This is a genomic window from Leptospira mtsangambouensis (assembly GCF_004770475.1).
In the GTDB taxonomy this organism is placed as follows: domain Bacteria; phylum Spirochaetota; class Leptospiria; order Leptospirales; family Leptospiraceae; genus Leptospira_A; species Leptospira_A mtsangambouensis.
Genome location: NZ_RQHK01000017.1, coordinates 743811 through 762449, shown reverse-complemented (window position 1 = coordinate 762449; position 18639 = coordinate 743811). Strand labels below are relative to the sequence as shown.

The 18639-nt window shown below is 40.1% G+C and carries 15 protein-coding genes; 6 read left to right on the top strand and 9 right to left on the bottom strand.

The annotated features are described in order from the left end of the window. Position 1 precedes the first annotated feature (1 nt). Positions 2–1051 (top strand): 3-deoxy-7-phosphoheptulonate synthase, encoded by a 1050-nt coding sequence (locus tag EHR01_RS16085; protein ID WP_135696149.1) that lies wholly within the window; start codon positions 2–4, stop codon positions 1049–1051. A gap of 3 nt (positions 1052–1054) precedes the next feature. Here the strand turns inward: EHR01_RS16085 and panB are convergent, their stop codons facing one another. Genes panB through EHR01_RS16070 form a run of 3 tightly spaced genes read right to left on the bottom strand, consistent with a single transcriptional unit; the run spans position 1055 to position 3177 of the window. After that, a complete protein-coding gene (panB, locus tag EHR01_RS16080) occupies positions 1055–1861 on the bottom strand; it encodes a 3-methyl-2-oxobutanoate hydroxymethyltransferase (RefSeq protein WP_135696147.1) in 807 nt (268 codons plus the stop codon). Continuing rightward, a complete protein-coding gene (gene folK, locus EHR01_RS16075) occupies positions 1836–2309 on the bottom strand; it encodes a 2-amino-4-hydroxy-6-hydroxymethyldihydropteridine diphosphokinase (protein WP_020776805.1) in 474 nt (157 codons plus the stop codon). Before folK ends, panB begins: the two co-directional genes overlap by 26 nt. A gap of 4 nt (positions 2310–2313) precedes the next feature. After that, positions 2314–3177, bottom strand: a complete 864-nt coding sequence (locus EHR01_RS16070; protein WP_167482956.1) for an ATP-binding protein — start codon at positions 3175–3177, stop codon at positions 2314–2316. Positions 3178–3410: 233 nt separating this feature from the next. On the opposite strand from EHR01_RS16070, the gene fcpA reads away from it, so the two are divergent. Beyond that, entirely contained in the window at positions 3411–4313 is a 903-nt protein-coding gene (fcpA, locus tag EHR01_RS16065) for a flagellar coiling protein FcpA (RefSeq protein ID WP_135696143.1), read from the top strand. A 157-nt stretch (positions 4314–4470) separates the two neighbouring features. Here the strand turns inward: fcpA and EHR01_RS16060 are convergent, their stop codons facing one another. The 3 genes from EHR01_RS16060 to EHR01_RS19400 are packed head-to-tail and all read right to left on the bottom strand — an operon-like array spanning position 4471 to position 7921. Further along, positions 4471–7014, bottom strand: coding sequence for an ABC transporter permease (locus EHR01_RS16060; RefSeq protein WP_135696142.1), 2544 nt, complete (start codon positions 7012–7014; stop codon positions 4471–4473). Then, positions 7011–7787 carry an ABC transporter ATP-binding protein gene (locus tag EHR01_RS16055; RefSeq protein WP_135696141.1) on the bottom strand — a complete coding sequence of 259 codons (777 nt, stop codon included), beginning with the start codon at positions 7785–7787 and terminating at the stop codon, positions 7011–7013. Before EHR01_RS16055 ends, EHR01_RS16060 begins: the two co-directional genes overlap by 4 nt. Next, positions 7787–7921: a hypothetical protein gene (locus tag EHR01_RS19400; protein ID WP_269155326.1), complete on the bottom strand. Its 135-nt coding sequence runs from the start codon at positions 7919–7921 to the stop codon at positions 7787–7789. The genes EHR01_RS16055 and EHR01_RS19400 overlap by 1 nt, the downstream gene beginning before the upstream one ends. Positions 7922–8340: 419 nt before the next feature. On the opposite strand from EHR01_RS19400, the gene leuS reads away from it, so the two are divergent. After that, positions 8341–10944: a leucine--tRNA ligase gene (gene leuS, locus EHR01_RS16045; protein WP_135696139.1), complete on the top strand. Its 2604-nt coding sequence runs from the start codon at positions 8341–8343 to the stop codon at positions 10942–10944. A 4-nt stretch (positions 10945–10948) separates the two neighbouring features. Here the strand turns inward: leuS and EHR01_RS16040 are convergent, their stop codons facing one another. From EHR01_RS16040 to thrC, 3 genes are read right to left on the bottom strand one after another with little or no spacing between them, the layout of a single operon-like run. Beyond that, positions 10949–12109, bottom strand: coding sequence for an LIC10486 family protein (locus EHR01_RS16040; RefSeq protein ID WP_135696137.1), 1161 nt, complete (start codon positions 12107–12109; stop codon positions 10949–10951). Continuing rightward, entirely contained in the window at positions 12109–12819 is a 711-nt protein-coding gene (locus EHR01_RS16035; RefSeq protein WP_135696134.1) for a hypothetical protein, read from the bottom strand. Before EHR01_RS16035 ends, EHR01_RS16040 begins: the two co-directional genes overlap by 1 nt. Positions 12820–12872: 53 nt before the next feature. Continuing rightward, on the bottom strand, positions 12873–14219 hold the full coding sequence (thrC, locus tag EHR01_RS16030) for a threonine synthase (RefSeq protein ID WP_135696132.1): 1347 nt from the start codon (positions 14217–14219) through the stop codon (positions 12873–12875). 95 nt (positions 14220–14314) lie between these two features. Between thrC and lepB the strand changes: the two genes are divergently transcribed. The 3 genes from lepB to EHR01_RS16015 are packed head-to-tail and all read left to right on the top strand — an operon-like array spanning position 14315 to position 18633. After that, positions 14315–14914 carry a signal peptidase I gene (gene lepB / locus EHR01_RS16025; protein WP_238836568.1) on the top strand — a complete coding sequence of 200 codons (600 nt, stop codon included), beginning with the start codon at positions 14315–14317 and terminating at the stop codon, positions 14912–14914. A 2-nt stretch (positions 14915–14916) separates the two neighbouring features. Next, positions 14917–16728 (top strand): penicillin-binding protein, encoded by a 1812-nt coding sequence (locus EHR01_RS16020; protein WP_135696130.1) that lies wholly within the window; start codon positions 14917–14919, stop codon positions 16726–16728. Continuing rightward, positions 16729–18633: a motility associated factor glycosyltransferase family protein gene (locus EHR01_RS16015; protein ID WP_135696128.1), complete on the top strand. Its 1905-nt coding sequence runs from the start codon at positions 16729–16731 to the stop codon at positions 18631–18633. Positions 18634–18639: the final 6 nt, after the last annotated feature.

Below are 18639 nucleotides of genomic sequence, written 5' to 3'. Positions count from 1 at the left end.
TATGAAACCTACAGCCAATTTAAGAATTTTAGAACAACATAGTCTTATCCCACCTTCGGTCATCATGGAAGAACTTCCATTAACGGATGCAGCTTCCGATGTAGTTCTCCGTACTAGAAGTGAAATTTCCGATATCATCCACGGAAAAGACAACAAGCGTATGTTAGTTGTCGTTGGTCCATGTTCTGTCCACGACATTGGTGCCGTAATGGAATATGCATCCAAACTCAAACCAAAAATTGAAGAGTTCAAAAATGAACTCCTCATTGTAATGAGAGTGTATTTTGAAAAACCGAGAACCACTGTCGGTTGGAAAGGACTCATCAATGATCCCGATTTAGATGGATCGTTTCATATCAACAAAGGACTCCAACTAGCTCGTAAACTTCTGTTAGATCTTAATAACATGGGAATCCCCTGCGGAACCGAATTTTTAGATGTCATCTCTCCCCAGTACATTGCTGACTTAGTGGCATGGGGTGCCATTGGTGCAAGAACCACAGAAAGCCAAGTCCACCGGGAACTAGCATCTGGTCTTTCGGCACCGATTGGTTTCAAAAATGGTACTGATGGCAATGTACAAATCGCAGTGGATGCCATTCGTTCCGCAAGTTCCAGCCATCATTTTTTATCAGTCACTAACCAAGGAAGTAGTGCCATCTTTCGCACAGCCGGGAACAAAGACACTCACGTGATTTTACGCGGTGGAAACAAAGGACCTAACTTTGATGAGGCGTCAGTCAATGAAGTGGGTGCACAAATTGAAAAAGCCGGCCTTCCTCCGAAAGTCATGGTCGATTGTTCTCATGGCAATAGCCAAAAGGATTTTCGCAAACAACCAGCAGTGATTGATGTTGTAGCAGAACAATTTGCCAAAGGCAGCAAACATATCTTAGGTGTGATGATTGAAAGCCATCTCAAAGAAGGAAACCAGTCCATTGATGCGAAACCTCTGACCTATGGCCAGTCCATCACAGATGCTTGTGTCTCTTGGGAAACAACAGTTCCGATGTTAGAAAGATTGGCAGAAGCCGCTAGAAAGAGAAAATAAAGTTTACGTATCTAAAAACGCGTGGGCTTCCGAAGGATACTCACGTTTCGAAACTTCGCGGTGGTATAAATTCACCGCATCCTTTACAGACCCCGCAAGATTCCCAAACTTCTTTAAAAACTTAGGATGAAAGTCTTCATTGAGGCCGAGTAAATCCTGCATCACAAGTACTTGGCCTGATGTGTATTTACCGGCTCCAATCCCAATGGTAGGAATGCGAATGGATTCCGTGATTTCTTTTCCGAGAGATTCAGGAACCATCTCGAGTAACAAAGCAAAGGCGCCTGCTTCGGCTAGTTCTCTAGCTTTACGAACCATTTTGGAGCGGGCAGCTTCGGTTTTTCCTTGGACACGGTGTCCTCCGAGGGTATGGACCGATTGTGGTGTGAGACCTAAATGGGCAAAAACAGGAATTCCTGATTCCGTCATTCTTTTTGTCAGTTCGATGATAAATTCAGAATCCCCTTCTAGTTTCACACAAGATGCATTTGTCTCTTTTAAGACACGTCCTGCAGAACGAATTCCTTCTTCGATCGATGTTTGGTAAGATAAAAATGGTAAGTCGGCAACAATGGTTTTGTCGGGAGCGCCTTTACAAACTGCCTTTGTATGATAGATGATTTCATCTAAAGTCACAGGAAGTGTAGACTGGTTTCCTTGGATCACCATTCCCAGAGAATCTCCGACAAGGATACAATCTACTTCCGTTCGGTTGAATAGAGTCGCAAAGGTATAATCGTAGCAGGTGATGACAGAGATTGGTTCTCCCGCATCGTATTTTTTTTTATACTGTAGAATAATGTTTTTCATGGTTTAGTTCCAAAAAGAGTGCATACACTCCGATTTCTCCCATATCGGTTAACAGTTGTTTTATGAATGGTCTTGAATAAAGCGAATGGTGAGGCAGGTGTAAAAAATCTGTTTTCATCACGACTGCTTCGTAAGTTAGGATATCGATATCAATTTCTCTTGGGCCTTTCCAAGACCTACGTTTCCTCCCCAATTTATCTTCAATGGCTTGGAGAGAATCCAACAAACATGGTAGAGTAAAAGCAGAAGAAACCATCACCTTCAAAATTTGATTGAGAAAGTAAGGTTGGTTTGTGTTTTCGAGTGGGGCAGTTTCCAATCGTTCGGATTGTTTTAAAATTTGAACTTCTGGTAAGGTTGAAATTTCCCAAATTGCCTGGTCCATAAAATGGTGTCTGTCACCGATGTTGGAACCCAGAGACAAAAAGGCAATATTGGAATATTTCATAATCTTACCTCTTTACAAACTTAGTGCGGTAATCCGGACACTTAAGTTCAATCTCCTTTGTCATTTCCATAAGACGGGAATAAATGCGGCCTTGGCCTCGGTCTCTCCATTCGATGAGTGAATGGTTCGAAGTAAGAAGGGTCAGTTTTTCTTGTTCATAACGACTATCAATGAGATCGTATAACTTTCGATTGTTGAATTCTGATTCTTTTTGGACTCCAAAATCATCAATCACGAGGACATCCACGTTTGCAAATTCCTTTTCAATGGAACGTTCTTGCCCATGAGTTTCGCTATCGGATTGGTAAGTATCGCGAATGGCAGATAAAAAGTCTTTATTCACCTTAGCATACTTACATGTAATCCCATAACGAAAGATCAGTTCATTCAAAATGACGCAGGCGAGTAAGGTTTTCCCAGATCCAGTCCCACCCCAAAGGTAAAATCCTTGTGGGGAAAAATCAGGGTTCTTAAACTTATGAACAAGTTCATTGGCCCAGTCATGAGCAATGATAAAGGACATATCAGGGTCGTTTGCGGTATCTCCAATGTCGATGTTGGACAAAAATTGGAAACGATACCTCGCGGGAACGTTGGCCTTTTCGACTAAATTCTCTAGGTTGCGAAGGGAAAACCTTGCATTATGGCAAACACAAGGGAGCATTTTGTCCAACTTCCTGTCAAAAGTCATAAAAGGGGCCTGCCCCTTCGACTCACAAGTGTTACAGTCGCTACCGATACAATGGCAAAGGACTAGGGCACCAGAACGAGAGCCGCGAACATGTTCGGCTAAGGTAATTCCGACCCCACCACAGGTTTTGCACTGTGGATTTCCGTCCCGGATGGCAGTAATTTCGGATAAATTCATCTCCAAGGAGCAATCTTCTCGAATTCTCTAAGCTGTCAAGGAATGAGATTTTTTAGGTGTTTCAGGACTTATGTCCCTTTAAATCAAAGAGAATCGGAAGAAAAAGTTCATGATTAGGTTTTTTTCCTCATTAATTCGTTATTATTGACTCTTGCCATTCCGATACTTTCATTGAAGAAATAGATAAACCTATTCCTTCAAAATATTGAAAGAGACAAAAGGGTCACACGACTATGAAGATTATTAAGTATCTCCTTATTCTCCAACTGGTGTCCGGCTTCAGTGTGCTTTTCGCACAAACTCAGCCTGCGAACGCTCAAGATAGCCAAGCGGCTAAAGACCAAGTCGACGAACTTCTCAAAGGCGAACTCGTTCCTGAGAATGACGATGCGGAACTTACCGAAGACCAAAAAAAGAGAAAGAAAGAAATTATGGAACAGGAATCTCTTTGGAAGAATCCTGATTTTAAAGGGTATAACAAAACTTTCCAAGAGTTACACCAACTTTCTAAAACTTTCGCAAACAACCAATTCCGATTGGCTCTTTCCAACTACCAATCCGGTGTTAACACCATTATGAAAAATAGAGATTGGGTAGAACAATTCCGCAAAGAAGAAGCGGAAAAGAAACGCTTAGATGAAAAATGGTACTGGCAAAAAGTAGATCGTAAATCTAGAGAAGAACGTATTGTTTACCGTGAAAAAATGAAAGCGAAACAAGATGCGCTCAACTACTTCTCTAAAGCGATCAATCACCTTGACGAAATTAAAAACCCTGATTTAAGAGAAAGACCTGAGTTCAAAAGACTTCTTTCTGATGTTTATCGTTCTTGGGTAATGGCTGAGTATGACCTACAAAATCTTCCTCAAACCATCCCAATTCTTGAACTTTACATCGAAATTGATGATAACGAGAAAGAATATCCTGCTCACAAGTATCTTGCTAGCGCATATAGCTTCGAAGAAAACATGATCAAAAAGACAAAAGGTCCAGATGATATGCTCTTCAAGTATCGTTACAAAAAGAACGTTCACTTATTACGTGCCACTGAGTTAAAATATGGAAAAGATTCTCCTGAATACAAACATATTGTTAACGTAATCAACCGAGATGAGGTTATTTCGGTAGCACAATAATCCCGAAAACATCTCTTTCAATGAGAAAGCCCGGCAAACAAACCGGGCTTTTTTGTTTTTAACGAGATAGAAATAACTTTCTTAATTTAAATTCTCATCTTTGTATTACAAAAGAACTCATACAAATAAGATCTGATTCATACACCGAATCTTCTCTTTATTTAATTTCCTTAAGAACCGTCTTCGTTGGCATGCGAAAGAAACTAAATAGTCCTAACGTATACAAACTCACCGTAACAAAACAAATTCCTAAAAACACAAACACCAATTGTCCGTAAGGATAGACACTTCTTAGTTGTAATACCGAACGGTTTAAAACCTCGTTGGAAACAATGGAATAAACAAGTCCCAGTAGAAAGGAAATTATAGAAACCAGCAATGCTTCTCGTAGAAAATGTTTTACCATAAAGCGGCTGTTCGCACCAATCACTCGTAACAAAGCAAATTCCCGTTTTCTTTCCGATTGGCTCGCATATAAGGTTGTAAATACGAGAACAAAGGATGCTGCTAAGATAAAAGCAGTCATAAGAGCCATCATCTGTGTCACCTTTTCCAAAATTCCCATAAAGGCTTGGATTGTTTTTTCCGTATCAATCACGGTGATATTGGGAAATCGGTTCACTATGACCTTCTGCAATTGGTATCTGTTTTCACTAGAATCAATGAGTAAGGAAACGATATAAAACCGAGGAGCCTTCTCCAAAATCCCTTTGGAAAATAGAACCACAAAGTTTGGTTTCATATCGGCCCAGTTCACTGAACGAAGGTTAGAAATTTTTCCCGAAACTTCACGGCCTTGGACATTGAAAGTAAGTTCATCCCCCACTCCCGCCTGCAAATACCCAGCAAAATCTCGTTCTACGGAGATTTCATTGCGCCCCGATTCGTCCCACCACGATCCTTTGGTCACCTCTTCGGTATCATACAAATCATCCCGGTAAGATAAAAAATATTCCCGGGTTCTTGCAGTAGCCCGCCAGTTGCGATCCATTGCGTTTTTGATGGTATCTTCTTTTTTGATGGGTTCCCCATTCACTTTGGAAAGTCTTGCTCCAATCACAGGAGCCAAATATTGTTTTTCTACAGGAAAGATTTTAATGGCCGTTAGAAGATCATCTTTCTGAGTTTCTCGGATGTCCAATAGAAACATATTGGGTCTACGTTCGATCTCGCGGGCCCCACTCAGTTCGAGTAAACTCTCTTGTAAGATGAGTGATAAGGTGAGGATGAAGAGTGCCGATCCAAGTCCAATGATGGAAAGCCGTAAAGCTCCCGATTTACGAGTGACTTTTTTTGTCACAAGGCTCCATTCTTTGGATAACCATCCCAATTTAGAAATTTTTGTGATGAGTAGCCCAAACAAAATGTACAATCCGTACACAAGAATAGGTAAGGTTAATAAAACCAATGTAAACAAAATTCCTTTAAAGATACTTTCTGTTTCGAGCACGGCAAGACTGGTAAACAAAAGATAAATCAAAAGGAAAGATCCAAATTGCCATTTGGATGTGGAAAGTTTTCCACTGGTTTGTGATTCCACTTCTTTTAATGCTGCCAAAGGTTTGACAGATCTTGTTTCTAATACAAGGGGAATAGAGATAAGAAGTGGTAACACCACACCAAGCACCATACTCCATAAAAGAGAAGAAAAAGAAAGGCCAAAGGCAATGCCAGTTTCTACTGACATCAGACCACTGATATCAGGTAATACCGATTGGATCCCATACCCAAGGACAAGACCAAGAGTGGTTCCTAGTATTGATAAAATGAATATTTCAGCAAAAACCAAAAGTAAAATTACATTCGGTTTGGCACCAAGACACATTAAGATCGCAATTTCATTTCGTTTTTCGAGTAACCGAGTGCGAACGGCTGTATAAACAGAAATGGCTCCTAAAAAAAAGCCCGCAAGAGCTAGGAGTGCCATATAATCAAAAGTGTTTTTGATAAACTGTTGGGATCCCGAATTGACTTCTGTATTGTGATAGATGGTTAAATCTTCTTTGATGAGAGCTTCAAACTCTTTGTCCTTCCAACCCAAACTATCAACAGTTTCCGGAAATTTTGCATAAATGGTATAACGAATGCGACTTCCTCGTTGGACAAGCCCTGTCCTGTTTGCCGTATCTCTCAAAATGATAGAACCTGGAGCCGATCCCACAAAGGAACCCACAGCACCCGGTTCTTTTACCACAACACCAGCTAACACGAGTAAACTATCACCCAAACGAACACGGTCCCCCAGTTTCAGCTTGAGATTTTCCACGAGAGATTTATCGAGTAGAACTTGGTTTGGTTTTAAATTGCGATACGCTGATTCCGGTTCGGTTTTCATTTCCCCATAGAAAGGGTAATTGGTTTCGACCGCTTTGATGAAACTAAGGGAGTTTTCTTCCCCCGATTCATTGGAAATCATGGATAAAAACTGGATGGAAGCACTGGTTTCTGAGCCCTTGGGTAGGCTTGTTTCGACCAATTTTTCTGCTGTTTTTGTGATTTCTTGGGGGGATTGCAGGGCGATATCGGCCCCCATTATCGATTTTGCCTCTTTTTTAATGGCATTTGCCGTATTGTCTTTGTAGGAATGGATTCCAATTACAGAACCCACACCAAGGGTGATAGACACAACAATGAGTAAAGAATACCGAAACCGAGAGAAAAGCTCACGTTTTAAGTAAAAACGAAAAAGGGAAACTTTCATCTACTAACCTTCTTAACAAGGCCTGTCGTTTTCTTTTGTTTGGTGGTCTTTTTTGCGATCAATTTTTGGGAAGAACTCTTCTTTGAATTATTTTTATTGCGAGAATCCGAAATAATTTCCCCATCTTTCATCTCCAAAACACGGTCTGCCAGCTTTGCCACATCGGGATCATGAGTGACCACAACAAGAGTGGTTCCTTGTTCTTTGTTTCTATATAGCAAAAGATCTAAAACAGTTTTACTATTTTTAAAATCTAAATTGGCAGTTGGTTCATCTGCAAAAATTACTTTTGGATCGTTTACAAAACTTCTTGCAATGGCAATTCTTTGTTCTTCACCACCTGACAACTGTTTTGGGAAATGTGTCGCTCTGTGAGACATAGCAACTGATTCTAAAATTTTTTCTGATTTTTTTAAAATCTCTGCTTCAGTCAGTGAAGATTTTAAGTACAACGGAATCCCTACATTCTCAATGGCATTGAGACCAGGGAGTAATTGGAAGTTTTGAAAGATAAAACCAATTTTGTCTGCACGTAAATCAGCAAGATTTGATTCATTTTCCTTTGTGAGATCGGTTCCATCTAGTGCCACAACCCCTGTATCTGGTTTATCTAGACCGGCCGCTACACCAAGAAGAGTTGATTTACCAGATCCTGATGGGCCTATAATCGCTACAAATTCACCCGTTTCAATGCGAAATGAAATATTTTTCAACACATCAATCGTTTCCGATTCATTGTGAAATGATTTGAACACATTTTTAAATTCCAACACTAGGTTTTTCCCCCAAAGATTTTATCGCCTAACACATAAGACATGACTAATAACGGGCATTTATCAGAAAAAATACCGCCTAACAACGATTTTTTAATTTTTTCCGTAACAGTTATAATTTTTTTAATTTTCATTTTCGTTCCAACTATATTGCACCGATTCGAAAAAATTCTGACAAATTTTTACTTATCTTTTTGAGCGTACATCCTAATTTTTTTTGACCCCAAAGGGCGGGTTTCATATAAAGTAACTTCATCGTAGTGTTTCCCCGACCCCTATTTTTAGGAATTTTGGGAAGTTATGAACAGCACTGTCGATAAGCGGACTCATACAGGTAAATATAGAATGCTCGAATGCAATACAAAGATAAATACTGCAGACTTTATGAATGTGAAAATCAACAATCTTAAACCTTGTGCGGAATGTGGATCCGTCACGAACCTTTATCAATACAATCTCTGTAAAGTTTGTCTGTCCAAGAGTTTCAAAAAGCTTGTAAAAATCATCGACTCCGTGAGAAAGTAGAATTACTACACTTTCTCTACGTTAGTCGATGAATTATCCATTCCAAGATATTGAACAAAAATGGCAAAAACACTGGGACGACCACCAGACCTTTCGCACAAACGCACACTCAACCAAACCTAAATACTATTGTTTAGACATGTTTCCCTACCCAAGTGGTGCTGGCCTTCACGTAGGCCACCCTGAGGGATACACAGCCACCGACATCATTTCTAGACTCAAACGAATGGAAGGATTTGAAGTCCTCCATCCGATGGGTTGGGACGCCTTTGGTCTACCCGCAGAACGATATGCGATGACGACTGGTGTCCACCCTCGCACCACTACAAAGAACAATATTGATACTTTCCGCCGCCAAATCAAAAGCCTTGGGCTTTCGTATGACTGGGAAAGAGAAATCTCCACCACTCATCCCGACTATTACCGTTGGACCCAGTGGATTTTCTTGCAAATCTACAATTCCTACTTTGACAGAAAGTTAAACAAAGCCGTCCCCATTGTTGAACTGATCCAAACCTTCGAAAGAGAAGGATCTAGTTTTTTTGAAGGAAAAGAACTCCCGAAAGGAGTGCAGTTTTCTGCTTCTGATTGGAAATCAAAGTCCCGCAAAGAAAAAGAAGACATTCTATCTCACTTCCGATTGGTGTATGAAGCCAATATCCCTGTCAACTGGTGTGAGGCACTTGGAACCGTTCTTGCCAATGAAGAAGTGGAAGAATGGACCTCCAAAGGGTATTCTGTGGAAAGAAAACCCATGCGCCAATACATGATGCGCATCACAGCTTACGCCGAACGCCTATTAAACGATCTTTCTCTTTGTGAATGGCCGACTTCTACTTTGGAAATGCAAAGAAACTGGATTGGAAAATCCGAAGGATTGGAACTGAGTTTCCCTGTTCCTCACTTATCCAAAGACATCACCGTTTATACAACAAGACCTGATACCATTTTTGGTGCTACTTACCTTGTCCTTGCTCCAGAACATCCTTTGGTAAAAGAACTCACCACGGCAGAGCAAAAATCAGCAGTCGAAAAATACCAAAAAGATTGTTCTTTAAAAAGTGATTTGGAAAGAACTGAACTGAATAAAGATAAAACCGGAGTTTTTACAGGATCTTATGCAAGTTTGCCTACGGATCCATCTATAAAAGTTCCTATTTATATTTCCGATTATGTTTTAATCTCTTATGGAACTGGTGCCATTATGGCCGTTCCTGCTCACGACCAAAGAGACTATGACTTTGCCGTGAAGTTCCAACTTCCGATCAAACAAGTCATCGATGGAAAAATGGAACCAAACCTTGCTTTTGATTCGAAAGACTCTGTTTGTATCAACTCTTCTTCCGCAGAAGTTAAGTTAGATGGTAAATCTTACAAAGATGCCTTCCAAACAATGACGACTTGGGCCGAAGGAAAAGGAATTGGTCGCAAAAAAATCCAATTCAAACTCAGAGATTGGTTATTTGCCAGACAAAGGTATTGGGGTGAACCCATTCCTCTTGTTCACTTTGCCGATGGAACTCCGAAAGCTCTTTCTGATTCTGAACTTCCTTTAGTTTTGCCAGACCTAGAAGAATTCAAACCTTCGGGAACTGGTGAATCTCCTCTTGCCTTAGCAAAAGATTGGCTTGTGTATACTGATCCAGTCACAGGCGAAGTGGGAAAAAGAGAAACCAATACCATGCCGCAGTGGGCAGGCTCTTGTTATTATTATCTTCGTTATATCGATCCAAGAAACAACGAGAAACTCATTGATCCAGAACTCGAAAAAGCTTGGATGCCAGTCGAAGTGTATGTGGGTGGGGCAGAACATGCCGTACTACACTTGTTATACTCTAGATTCTGGCATAAAATTCTTTTTGATTTGGGTCACGTTTCTTCTCCAGAACCTTTCCAAAAATTGGTCCACCAAGGCCTCATTCTTGGAGAAGACAAAGGGAAAATGTCCAAGTCGCGTGGAAACGTAGTCAATCCGGATGATGTGGTTTCTGAATTTGGTGCCGACACACTTCGCCTTTTTGAAATGTTTATGGGTCCGTTTGAGATGTCCAAACCTTGGAGTAAAAACGGAGTGGATGGGGTCTTTCGATTCTTAAATCGAGTTTGGAGACTCTTTCATTCTGGTGAAAACGAATCCTTCTTTGTAGAAGATATCGAACCAAACGAAGCAGAACTCAAAACCCTTCATCGTACAATCAAAAAAGTAAAAGACGATATCGATCACTTCTCATTCAACACAGCTGTATCGCAAATGATGATCTTCATCAATGAGTTCACAAGTAATCCAAGAAAACCAAAAAAAGTATTGGAACCTTTTGTTCTCGCACTCTCCCCTTTTGCACCTCATTTAGCAGAGGAACTTTGGGCCAAACTTGGTTATAAAGAATCCCTAGCTTACCATCCATATCCAAAATGGGATGATAAGTATTTGGTGGATGCCAATATTACGATTGTAGTGCAGGTGAATGGAAAGATGCGAGGAGAGTTTCTTGCCCCTCGTGACATAGAGGAAAAAGAAGTTTTGACTCTTGCCAAAGCCGTGGAAAAAGCAAAACCATTCTGGGAAGGCAAAGAAATCAAAAAAGAAATCTATGTAAAAGGAAAACTCGTCAATATCGTTGTGGCTGGGTGATCTTTTACAAGATCACCATCACAAAAATCAACACTCCAAAAAGAACAATCGTTACAAAAGCCCCCATTAACATAAACAAGTTGGCCCCAGAAGACTTTGAATCTTGGGCTGGGGCATTTCCTGTTTTTTTCTTAGCACCTTGTGCCGCCGATCCTTTGTTAGCTCCACTGGTCATACCGGCTGGTTTTGGAATGGCAACTTTTACAGGATGTTCCTCCACAGAATGAAGCAAATATTGGTTTGGACCTTCCGCAAATATATGGTATTCTGTTTTACTCCCTGCAATTCCTAAAAACCTTCCAACCACTGGTTCCTTCGAAATTTTTCCTTCTTCATCAATGAGTCCAAGGATTTGGGCATTGGTTAATCCTTCTGGTGTTTCTGTGGGAACTCGAAATAAAATTTCCATACCTTCAACCAAGTTATCAAACTCCACACCGTTGATAGGAGATATCACCGTCTTCATATTCAATTCTTTAGGAAAAGATGATCTGTATTGTGCAATCTGGCGTTCAAGGGAAGAAAGTTCACCTTTCGCTGGTTCGGTGGAGACACCAGGAATAGAAGCATCTTTAGCAGCTGCGGCTTCATCATCAGGTTTTGGAATTGGTAAAATCACACCCTTCATTGGGTTTTCATATCGAAACTTTGCGGTGGATAGTTTGTCCACTTCTGCCTGGAGTTTTATATTTCTCCCTTTGGTTGCCATAAGAATTGGATTTTCCAAAATTTCAGAAATATGAGAAGGATCTTTTTTTTGCCAAAGTGGTAGCAGTTCTTCTAACTTCTCTTTGGTGAACGCTCGGTGAACGGCACGACCAATGTTTTCAGAAATTGCAGGATCGTAACCACCCGTTTTTCCAATATCACCCAAGTCGGTTGAAATTTGTACGTGATCGGCAAAAGTTCGAATCCTTCGAAACGTTGGAGAGGTTCCTACAACGGCATATAGTTCCATGATATGTTTTCGAATGGAGGACACTAGAATGAGAACCATTCCGTTCAAACTGTCCAAGTCGATTTTTACTTTTACAAGATAACCATCTGTAATTTTACCTTGTAAAACTTCTTTGGCTTGTTCATCCGTAAACACGGCTTCTCTGGTCAGGCCAATAAGGTCTGCTTGTCGTTTGAGTTGGTCTGCTTTTGAGTTTAATTCGGACATTATTCTACAAACAATTGTTCATGTGTATCGGCAGATTTTGGCAATCCACTTAAATGTACTTCCACACGCGCTACTGTTTCCTTTTTCCTTTCTGATGAATATATAGAGAGCAATCGACGATCAAAACCAGACTGAGACAACAGTATTTCTACCATCGTGATTCCCATTCCCGCTCCTTCCGTACTATCACCGTGTTCCATAAAGAACTCGAATAGATTATCATACTTTTTCGCATTAATAAACTTTTCTTTTACGCGTTCGGCCTCAATGGGCAATAATGGGAAATTATTTCTAATTTCTAAATCAATTTTATCCTTTCGGTAGATACAAGTGATCTTTACAAAGAGTCCAGATTCCCTCATTTTCTTTTTATAAGTGGGAAACTTTCTTTCATTCAGACTAGATTTAAAGAGTTTCATTCCTTCTTCATAGTCTTGTAAGTTTTGAATGTTGAGTTTGAGTTCTTCGAAGATGATTCGTTTGATTGCTGCTTTGGTTGAATTGACAATGAGTTCCTTTGCAGCAGTATAAAAGAGTTCCATCAAGTCTTCACGACCAACAGAACCCAAAATACGAAACAGAATGTACTTCAGTTTGGTCTCACCGACATCCCCCATCACATAAGTAATCATGGAGATTTTTTTTCCAAGTTCCACGGCACGATCCACAGAGGTGCAAAACTGGGAAGTTAGTTGGATCTCTTGGGACATACCGGTAAACTGAAAAAATTTGCCAACATGTAGGGGATTTGTCTAGCGAATTATCATTTCTTCAGTTGTTTACCTAAGATTTCCATCACTCCATTTAGATTCGGTTTGCATGTTTGGATTCTGTTTTTGAGCCTCTCATCTATGTTAGGGATTTTCCCTTCATGAAATGCAAGTTTGAATTCAGTGAACTTGAGTCCATTCGCTGTGGAGATCACAACCACCGACTCACCTTTCCCCACCACACCTGATTCTACCGATTTCAAAAGTGCTGCAAGTGCCACACCTGTGTGTGGATCATTATACAATCCGTACAAATCACCACGCGCGGCTGCATTGGCTAATTCTTCTTCCGTAGCAACTTCCACAACTCCATTGAATTTCTTTAAAATACGAATGGCTTTTTTCACTGAAACAGGATCTCCGATTTGGATTGCAGAGGCTAAGGTTTTTTCAGCTGTTACCGGAGAAAAGTCCGCAAAACCTTTCTTAAACGATTCATACAGTGGACTCGCATTTTTTGCTTGGGCTAAAATGATTCTCGGTAATTTATTGATGAGTCCAAGTTCCAACATCATCTCAAATCCCATTCCAAGAGCCGAAACATTTCCTAAATTTCCACCGGGGATCACAATCCAATCCGGAACCGTCCAACCTAACTGTTGTGTGATCTCAATCGAAATGGTTTTTTGCCCTTCGATTCGCAGTGAATTCATTGAGTTTGCAAGATAAATAGATTTTTCTTTGGTGAGTTCTTTCACTACCGCCATACAACCATCAAAGTCAGTTTCGAGTGCCAATACAAGAGCCCCATTCGAAACGGGTTGGATGAGCTGTGCCGTTGATACTTTGTTAGCTGGAAGTAAAATAATAGAAGGAATTCCTGCTTTGGCCGCATAAGATGCAAGGGCTGCTGAGGTATCTCCTGTGGATGCGCAGGCGACCGCTTGGATGGGAACTCCGTCCGCAATCATTTGTTTGACCTGGCTTACAAGAACCGTCATTCCTAAATCTTTAAAAGAGCCGGTATGCGAAACTCCGCATTGTTTGACGTGAAGGCTTTTTAGTCCCAAATCTTTGGCAAACCGGGATGCGTCATACAAATGAGTGGTTCCTTCTCCCGATGTGATGATGTTTTCGTCCTGAATTCCTGGAAGGACCCATTCCTTTTTCCCCCAAACTCCCGAAGCATTCGGGAATTGGCTAGAACGGAACCGAGTTTCAAATTTCGACTTCCATTCTTTTGCCGAAACTTGTTTGAGGCTGTCTATATCATGTTCGACATTCAAAAGTTCCCCGCAAGACTCGCAGGAATAAATCACTTGGTGGAGAGGATAGGTTTTGCGACAAGATTCGTTGGTGCATCGAAACTGTGCTCGGAATTGATATTTTGTAAGTGACATAGACTTCTCTAGGCTTCAGATTTACGGAAAGTTCCTTTTCCATTCTGGAGAAAGGGGAAAAATGCACGAATGATTTTTATCGTTTTTTGATGGATATGGAAACAGAAACACATTCTCCCCGCTGGTGGGTCAAATTCAAACGTTACGCCCGTCGCAGCATTCTCATCTTTTTCTTCCTCTGTTTCCTCTTATTTGTGCGCATCTTTTTATTCCAAATTTATTCCATCCAAGGAAATTCCATGTATCCAACCTTAGAACATGGGTCCGTGGTTTTTGTTTGGAAAGGTGGATTTGCCATTTCTGCCAAATTTTTTGGAACACCACTCCTTTATACAGATCCAAAAATTGAAAAGTTGGATTTGGTATTATTTGTAAGCCAAGAGGATGAACTTGTCGTCAAACGAGTGATAGGTTTGCCTGGAGAATTTTATTCCATCGAATCTGGACGAGTTCTCATCGACTCAACGGAGTTATTGGAAAATTATCTTCCGCAAGGGACCTACACAAGCGAACCGAGTACATCTATATTTCTCAATCGTCACAACTCACCTTTTCTTGCTATGGAAAAACAAGGAAGGATTCCTCCTGGTTATTATCTACTTTTGGGTGACAACAGACAATATTCAACAGACTCCCGTTCGTTTGGGCTTGTCCCTGTCGAAAAAATCAAAGGCAAAGTAATTTTTTATTTCTAACGATGACAGAATACAAACAACGTTTTAAGTATATTATTCTTTTTATCCTCTCCCTTTTTGTGATTTTACTCTTTCGGGTAATTTATCTTACTTATTTTAACGATAATATCATCAATTTAAAATCGAGTAAGTATGTCCAACGAGGAACCATTTACGACAGACGAGGGATTGAACTTGCAATTTCTCGCGAGTCGGCAACTGTTGGAATTGATCCAACCAACATTTATGATCCTGACCTCACCGCACAAGAGTTAGGTCCTATTCTTGGAATTCCTCCAAACAAACTCATCGAAACCATAAGGGAAAAACAAAATTATTTTTTATTAAAAAGAGAAATTGAACTCTCAAAAGCAGAAAAAATCAAAGCCTTGTCTCTTCCCGGTGTTCGAGTCGAAAAAGAATACAAACGCATTTATCCACAAGGAAGTTTAGCCGCAAGTTTACTTGGCTTCACTGGTTATGATGATGACAAAGCACTTTCAGGCCTTGAGATGTTATTCAATTTGGAATTATTATCCACCCCCGATGCAGAATCGAGTAAGGGAAACAATGTCCATCTAACAATCGATAGTATCATTCAATATCGATTAGAAAAATCATTACAAAAAGCTTTTCTCCAAACTGCATCCAAACGTGGAATTGGTATGATTATGGATACGGAAACGGGAAAAATTCTTGCGATGGCCTCTTATCCTAATTTTGATCCCAACCACTTCCAAGATTTTCCTTTGGAATCTCATACCAATTGGTCCATCCGCCATGTGTATGAACCTGGATCGACGATGAAAATTTTCATTGCCCTTATGTTACTCAATGAAGGAAAAATCCTCACCAATGAAAGATTTCATTGTCCCGGTTATATTGAAATTGGAAAAACCACCATCCGTTGCACTGACAATCATGGTCATGTCAATTTGGATGAAATTCTACAATACTCTTGTAACGTAGGTATCATCAAAGCTGCGCAAAAAATTGATGAAGCAACTTACTACAATTATATGGAAAAATTTAAGTTTGGAAAACGAACTAACTTTTCCATCCACGAAGCCAAAGGATATTTACCTCCCCTAAACAAATGGAACAAAAGTACACCTTACTTTTTATCCATAGGCCAAGGACTTTCTGTGACACCCATCCAACTCATCACGGCAGCCGCAGCCGTTGTGAATGGTGGGATTTTATATGAACCATCTGTTGTGTCTCAAATTACCAATTCTTATGGGGAACTGGTACATGAATTTTCAATTAAAAATGAACTACTCGGTATCAAAGAAGGGGCTGCCAAAAAAACTTTAAACGCAATGGGGAAAGCAGTTTCGCAAGGAACAGGGAAAAAAGCTTATTTAGAAAACTACTTTATCGCAGGAAAGACAGGAACTTCACAAAAAGCAAAAGCAGGTGCGGGATACCAAGCCGGACTTTTTACTGCGAGTTTCCTTGGTTTTTTTCCCGCAGAGAAACCTAAGTATGTGGGTCTCATTGTTTTTGATGAACCCGGTGGAGAAACCCATACGGGTGGAGGGATCGCAGCACCTGTCTTTCGTGAGGTGGTGGAAAGTATCATTCCTATTGTTGAAAAAAGTGAGAAAGCACTTGTGTATCGGTTGAAGGGCGAAAAAAATAAAATCTATAAACTTGATCCTAAAGTAATGCCTGACCTTACTGGATTCACAGCTTCTGAAACCATTCAAATTGTAAAACAACTGCAAGTAGAATATAAAATGGAAGGTTCTGGATTTGTGAAAACACAAGAACCGAAAGCTGGGACTTCTTTAAAACCTGATTCTTCCATCAAAATAATTTTGGAACCTTAAGTGAACAAAATTTATCTGGATAAAAATCTTGCTGCTTTACCTTCCCAGTTAGCGGAACTCATTCAAAATTCAGATACAAAATCTGATGTGAGCAAATCTTTAGATTCAGAATCCAATTTATCTTATCAACTAACAAAGTCCAAAACCGGAGATCCCACTTTAGAATTAGAAGGAGTTTGGATCCATAGCCGGTTTGATCCCAAAAAAGAGGCGGAACGATTTGCCACAGAACTTCCTCATGATGGAAGTGAACGCATTTATTTATTGTTTGGTGCTGGCCTTGGATATATTCTTCCTTACCTCATAGAAAGAGAAAAAGTAACCATCATTTGGATGGAACCACATCATTTCTTTATTAAAGAAGCATTTCAAATTTTTGATTTTTCCAAACCATTGTTAGAAGGAAAACTAATCCTCATCACAGGAGAAGGATTAGAAGACCAACTCTCCGATGCTGTCAAAGGAAAAGGAACACATCCTATTAGTTTTGTTCCTCACCGTGGCTCTTGGCAATGGAGAGAATCCGATTATTTAAAACTCCGACATACCGCCGAACAGATGTTTCACAAAAAAGATGTGAACCTTGCTACCCTCACCAGATTTGAAAAAATTTGGGCCAAAAATATTTGTTACAACCTGCCTGAATTGTCGAAGTTCCGTCCGGTTTCCGATCTGTTTGGAATTGCAGAAGGAATCTCTATTGTTGTTTGTGGTGCAGGTCCAAGCCTTTCCGAATCCATACATGATTTAACTAAGTATAGAAACCAGTTTCTTCTCCTTGCAGTAGACACTGCTCTTCCCATCCTCACCTCTTTTGGTGTTGATCCTGATTTGATTTTTTCAGTCGACCCGCAGGCCTTAAATAGTCAATACCTGGAAGATTATTCTGGAGATGGGATTCTCATTTTTGATCCCACATCCACTTATTTGAGTTTGAGGTTAGACAAAGGACCAAACAAAGGTTTTGTGACCTCTTCTCCCTTTCCTCTGATTGGACTACTGGAAAGAACGGGCGATGGTGAAATTGGTTCTGTACCTTTTGGTGGTTCTGTTTCCACCAATGCTGCAAGTCTCGCCACTCTTATGGGGGCACGATCTGTTTTTTTGGTGGGCCAAGATTTGAGTTTTACCAAAGGTCTTGCTCATTCCAAAGGAGCAGTCCTCGAAGAACGGTTGAACTATTTAGAATCCAGAAAGTTCCGTCGGGAAAAACATAACTACAAACAGCTGTTTGCCTTACCTCAAAAAAAAGTAACAGGAAACTTAGGTGAGACGTATATCACCAATGAAAAAATGTTAATCTTTAAAAAATGGTTCGAAGACCATTCAAAAGAAAATCCTTGGACCAATCTCACTAAGTTTGGTGCCAAACTAGAAGGAATCCTCCATTCCGAATTTTCTAAAGTATTTCCTGATGGTAAGGAAGAAGTAGAAAAAGAAAAAATTTTGGTCGATGCGGTTCGTCAAAAAATCCAATCCAAACTAAAAGAAGATTCTTCTTTTTTTCAAAAGAACCAATTGGTTTCAGAAATAAAGTCCACAACGGAAGCCTTATTAGAATTTGCATCCACTGTGAAACGAGGACTTAATGTTTCACAAAGAATTTACAACCAAATCAAATTAAACCAAATCAATCCGAAAACTTTTACAGAAGACATCAAACAAATGGACCTAATCGATGAACAAGTATCTGGAAAAAAAGGTTTAAATGAAATTTTAAGTTTAGGAATCCAAAGAGTGATTTTAACCATCACCGAAGGTTATGACGACCAATTGACTTTGGAAGAAAAAGAAAATGCAAGGCTAGCTGTGGCAAAAAAATCTTTGTTATTGTATGAAGGACTATATACATCCGTTCAGTCTACCAAACGGATGCTAACAAAATCACTCTATCGAATGTTGTAACTAGTT

What these genes read in the sequence shown, in the direction of transcription:
- EHR01_RS16085 (WP_135696149.1), top strand. Translation starts at nt 2, where the DNA reads ATGAAACCTACAGCCAATTTAAGAATTTTAGAACAACATAGTCTTATC.
- panB (WP_135696147.1), bottom strand. Translation starts at nt 1,861, where the DNA reads ATGAAAAACATTATTCTACAGTATAAAAAAAAATACGATGCGGGAGAA.
- folK (WP_020776805.1), bottom strand. Translation starts at nt 2,309, where the DNA reads ATGAAATATTCCAATATTGCCTTTTTGTCTCTGGGTTCCAACATCGGT.
- EHR01_RS16070 (WP_167482956.1), bottom strand. Translation starts at nt 3,177, where the DNA reads ATGAATTTATCCGAAATTACTGCCATCCGGGACGGAAATCCACAGTGC.
- fcpA (WP_135696143.1), top strand. Translation starts at nt 3,411, where the DNA reads ATGAAGATTATTAAGTATCTCCTTATTCTCCAACTGGTGTCCGGCTTC.
- EHR01_RS16060 (WP_135696142.1), bottom strand. Translation starts at nt 7,014, where the DNA reads ATGAAAGTTTCCCTTTTTCGTTTTTACTTAAAACGTGAGCTTTTCTCT.
- EHR01_RS19400 (WP_269155326.1), bottom strand. Translation starts at nt 7,921, where the DNA reads ATGAAAATTAAAAAAATTATAACTGTTACGGAAAAAATTAAAAAATCG.
- leuS (WP_135696139.1), top strand. Translation starts at nt 8,341, where the DNA reads ATGAATTATCCATTCCAAGATATTGAACAAAAATGGCAAAAACACTGG.
- EHR01_RS16040 (WP_135696137.1), bottom strand. Translation starts at nt 12,109, where the DNA reads ATGTCCGAATTAAACTCAAAAGCAGACCAACTCAAACGACAAGCAGAC.
- EHR01_RS16035 (WP_135696134.1), bottom strand. Translation starts at nt 12,819, where the DNA reads ATGTCCCAAGAGATCCAACTAACTTCCCAGTTTTGCACCTCTGTGGAT.
- thrC (WP_135696132.1), bottom strand. Translation starts at nt 14,219, where the DNA reads ATGTCACTTACAAAATATCAATTCCGAGCACAGTTTCGATGCACCAAC.
- lepB (WP_238836568.1), top strand. Translation starts at nt 14,315, where the DNA reads ATGGAAACAGAAACACATTCTCCCCGCTGGTGGGTCAAATTCAAACGT.
- EHR01_RS16020 (WP_135696130.1), top strand. Translation starts at nt 14,917, where the DNA reads ATGACAGAATACAAACAACGTTTTAAGTATATTATTCTTTTTATCCTC.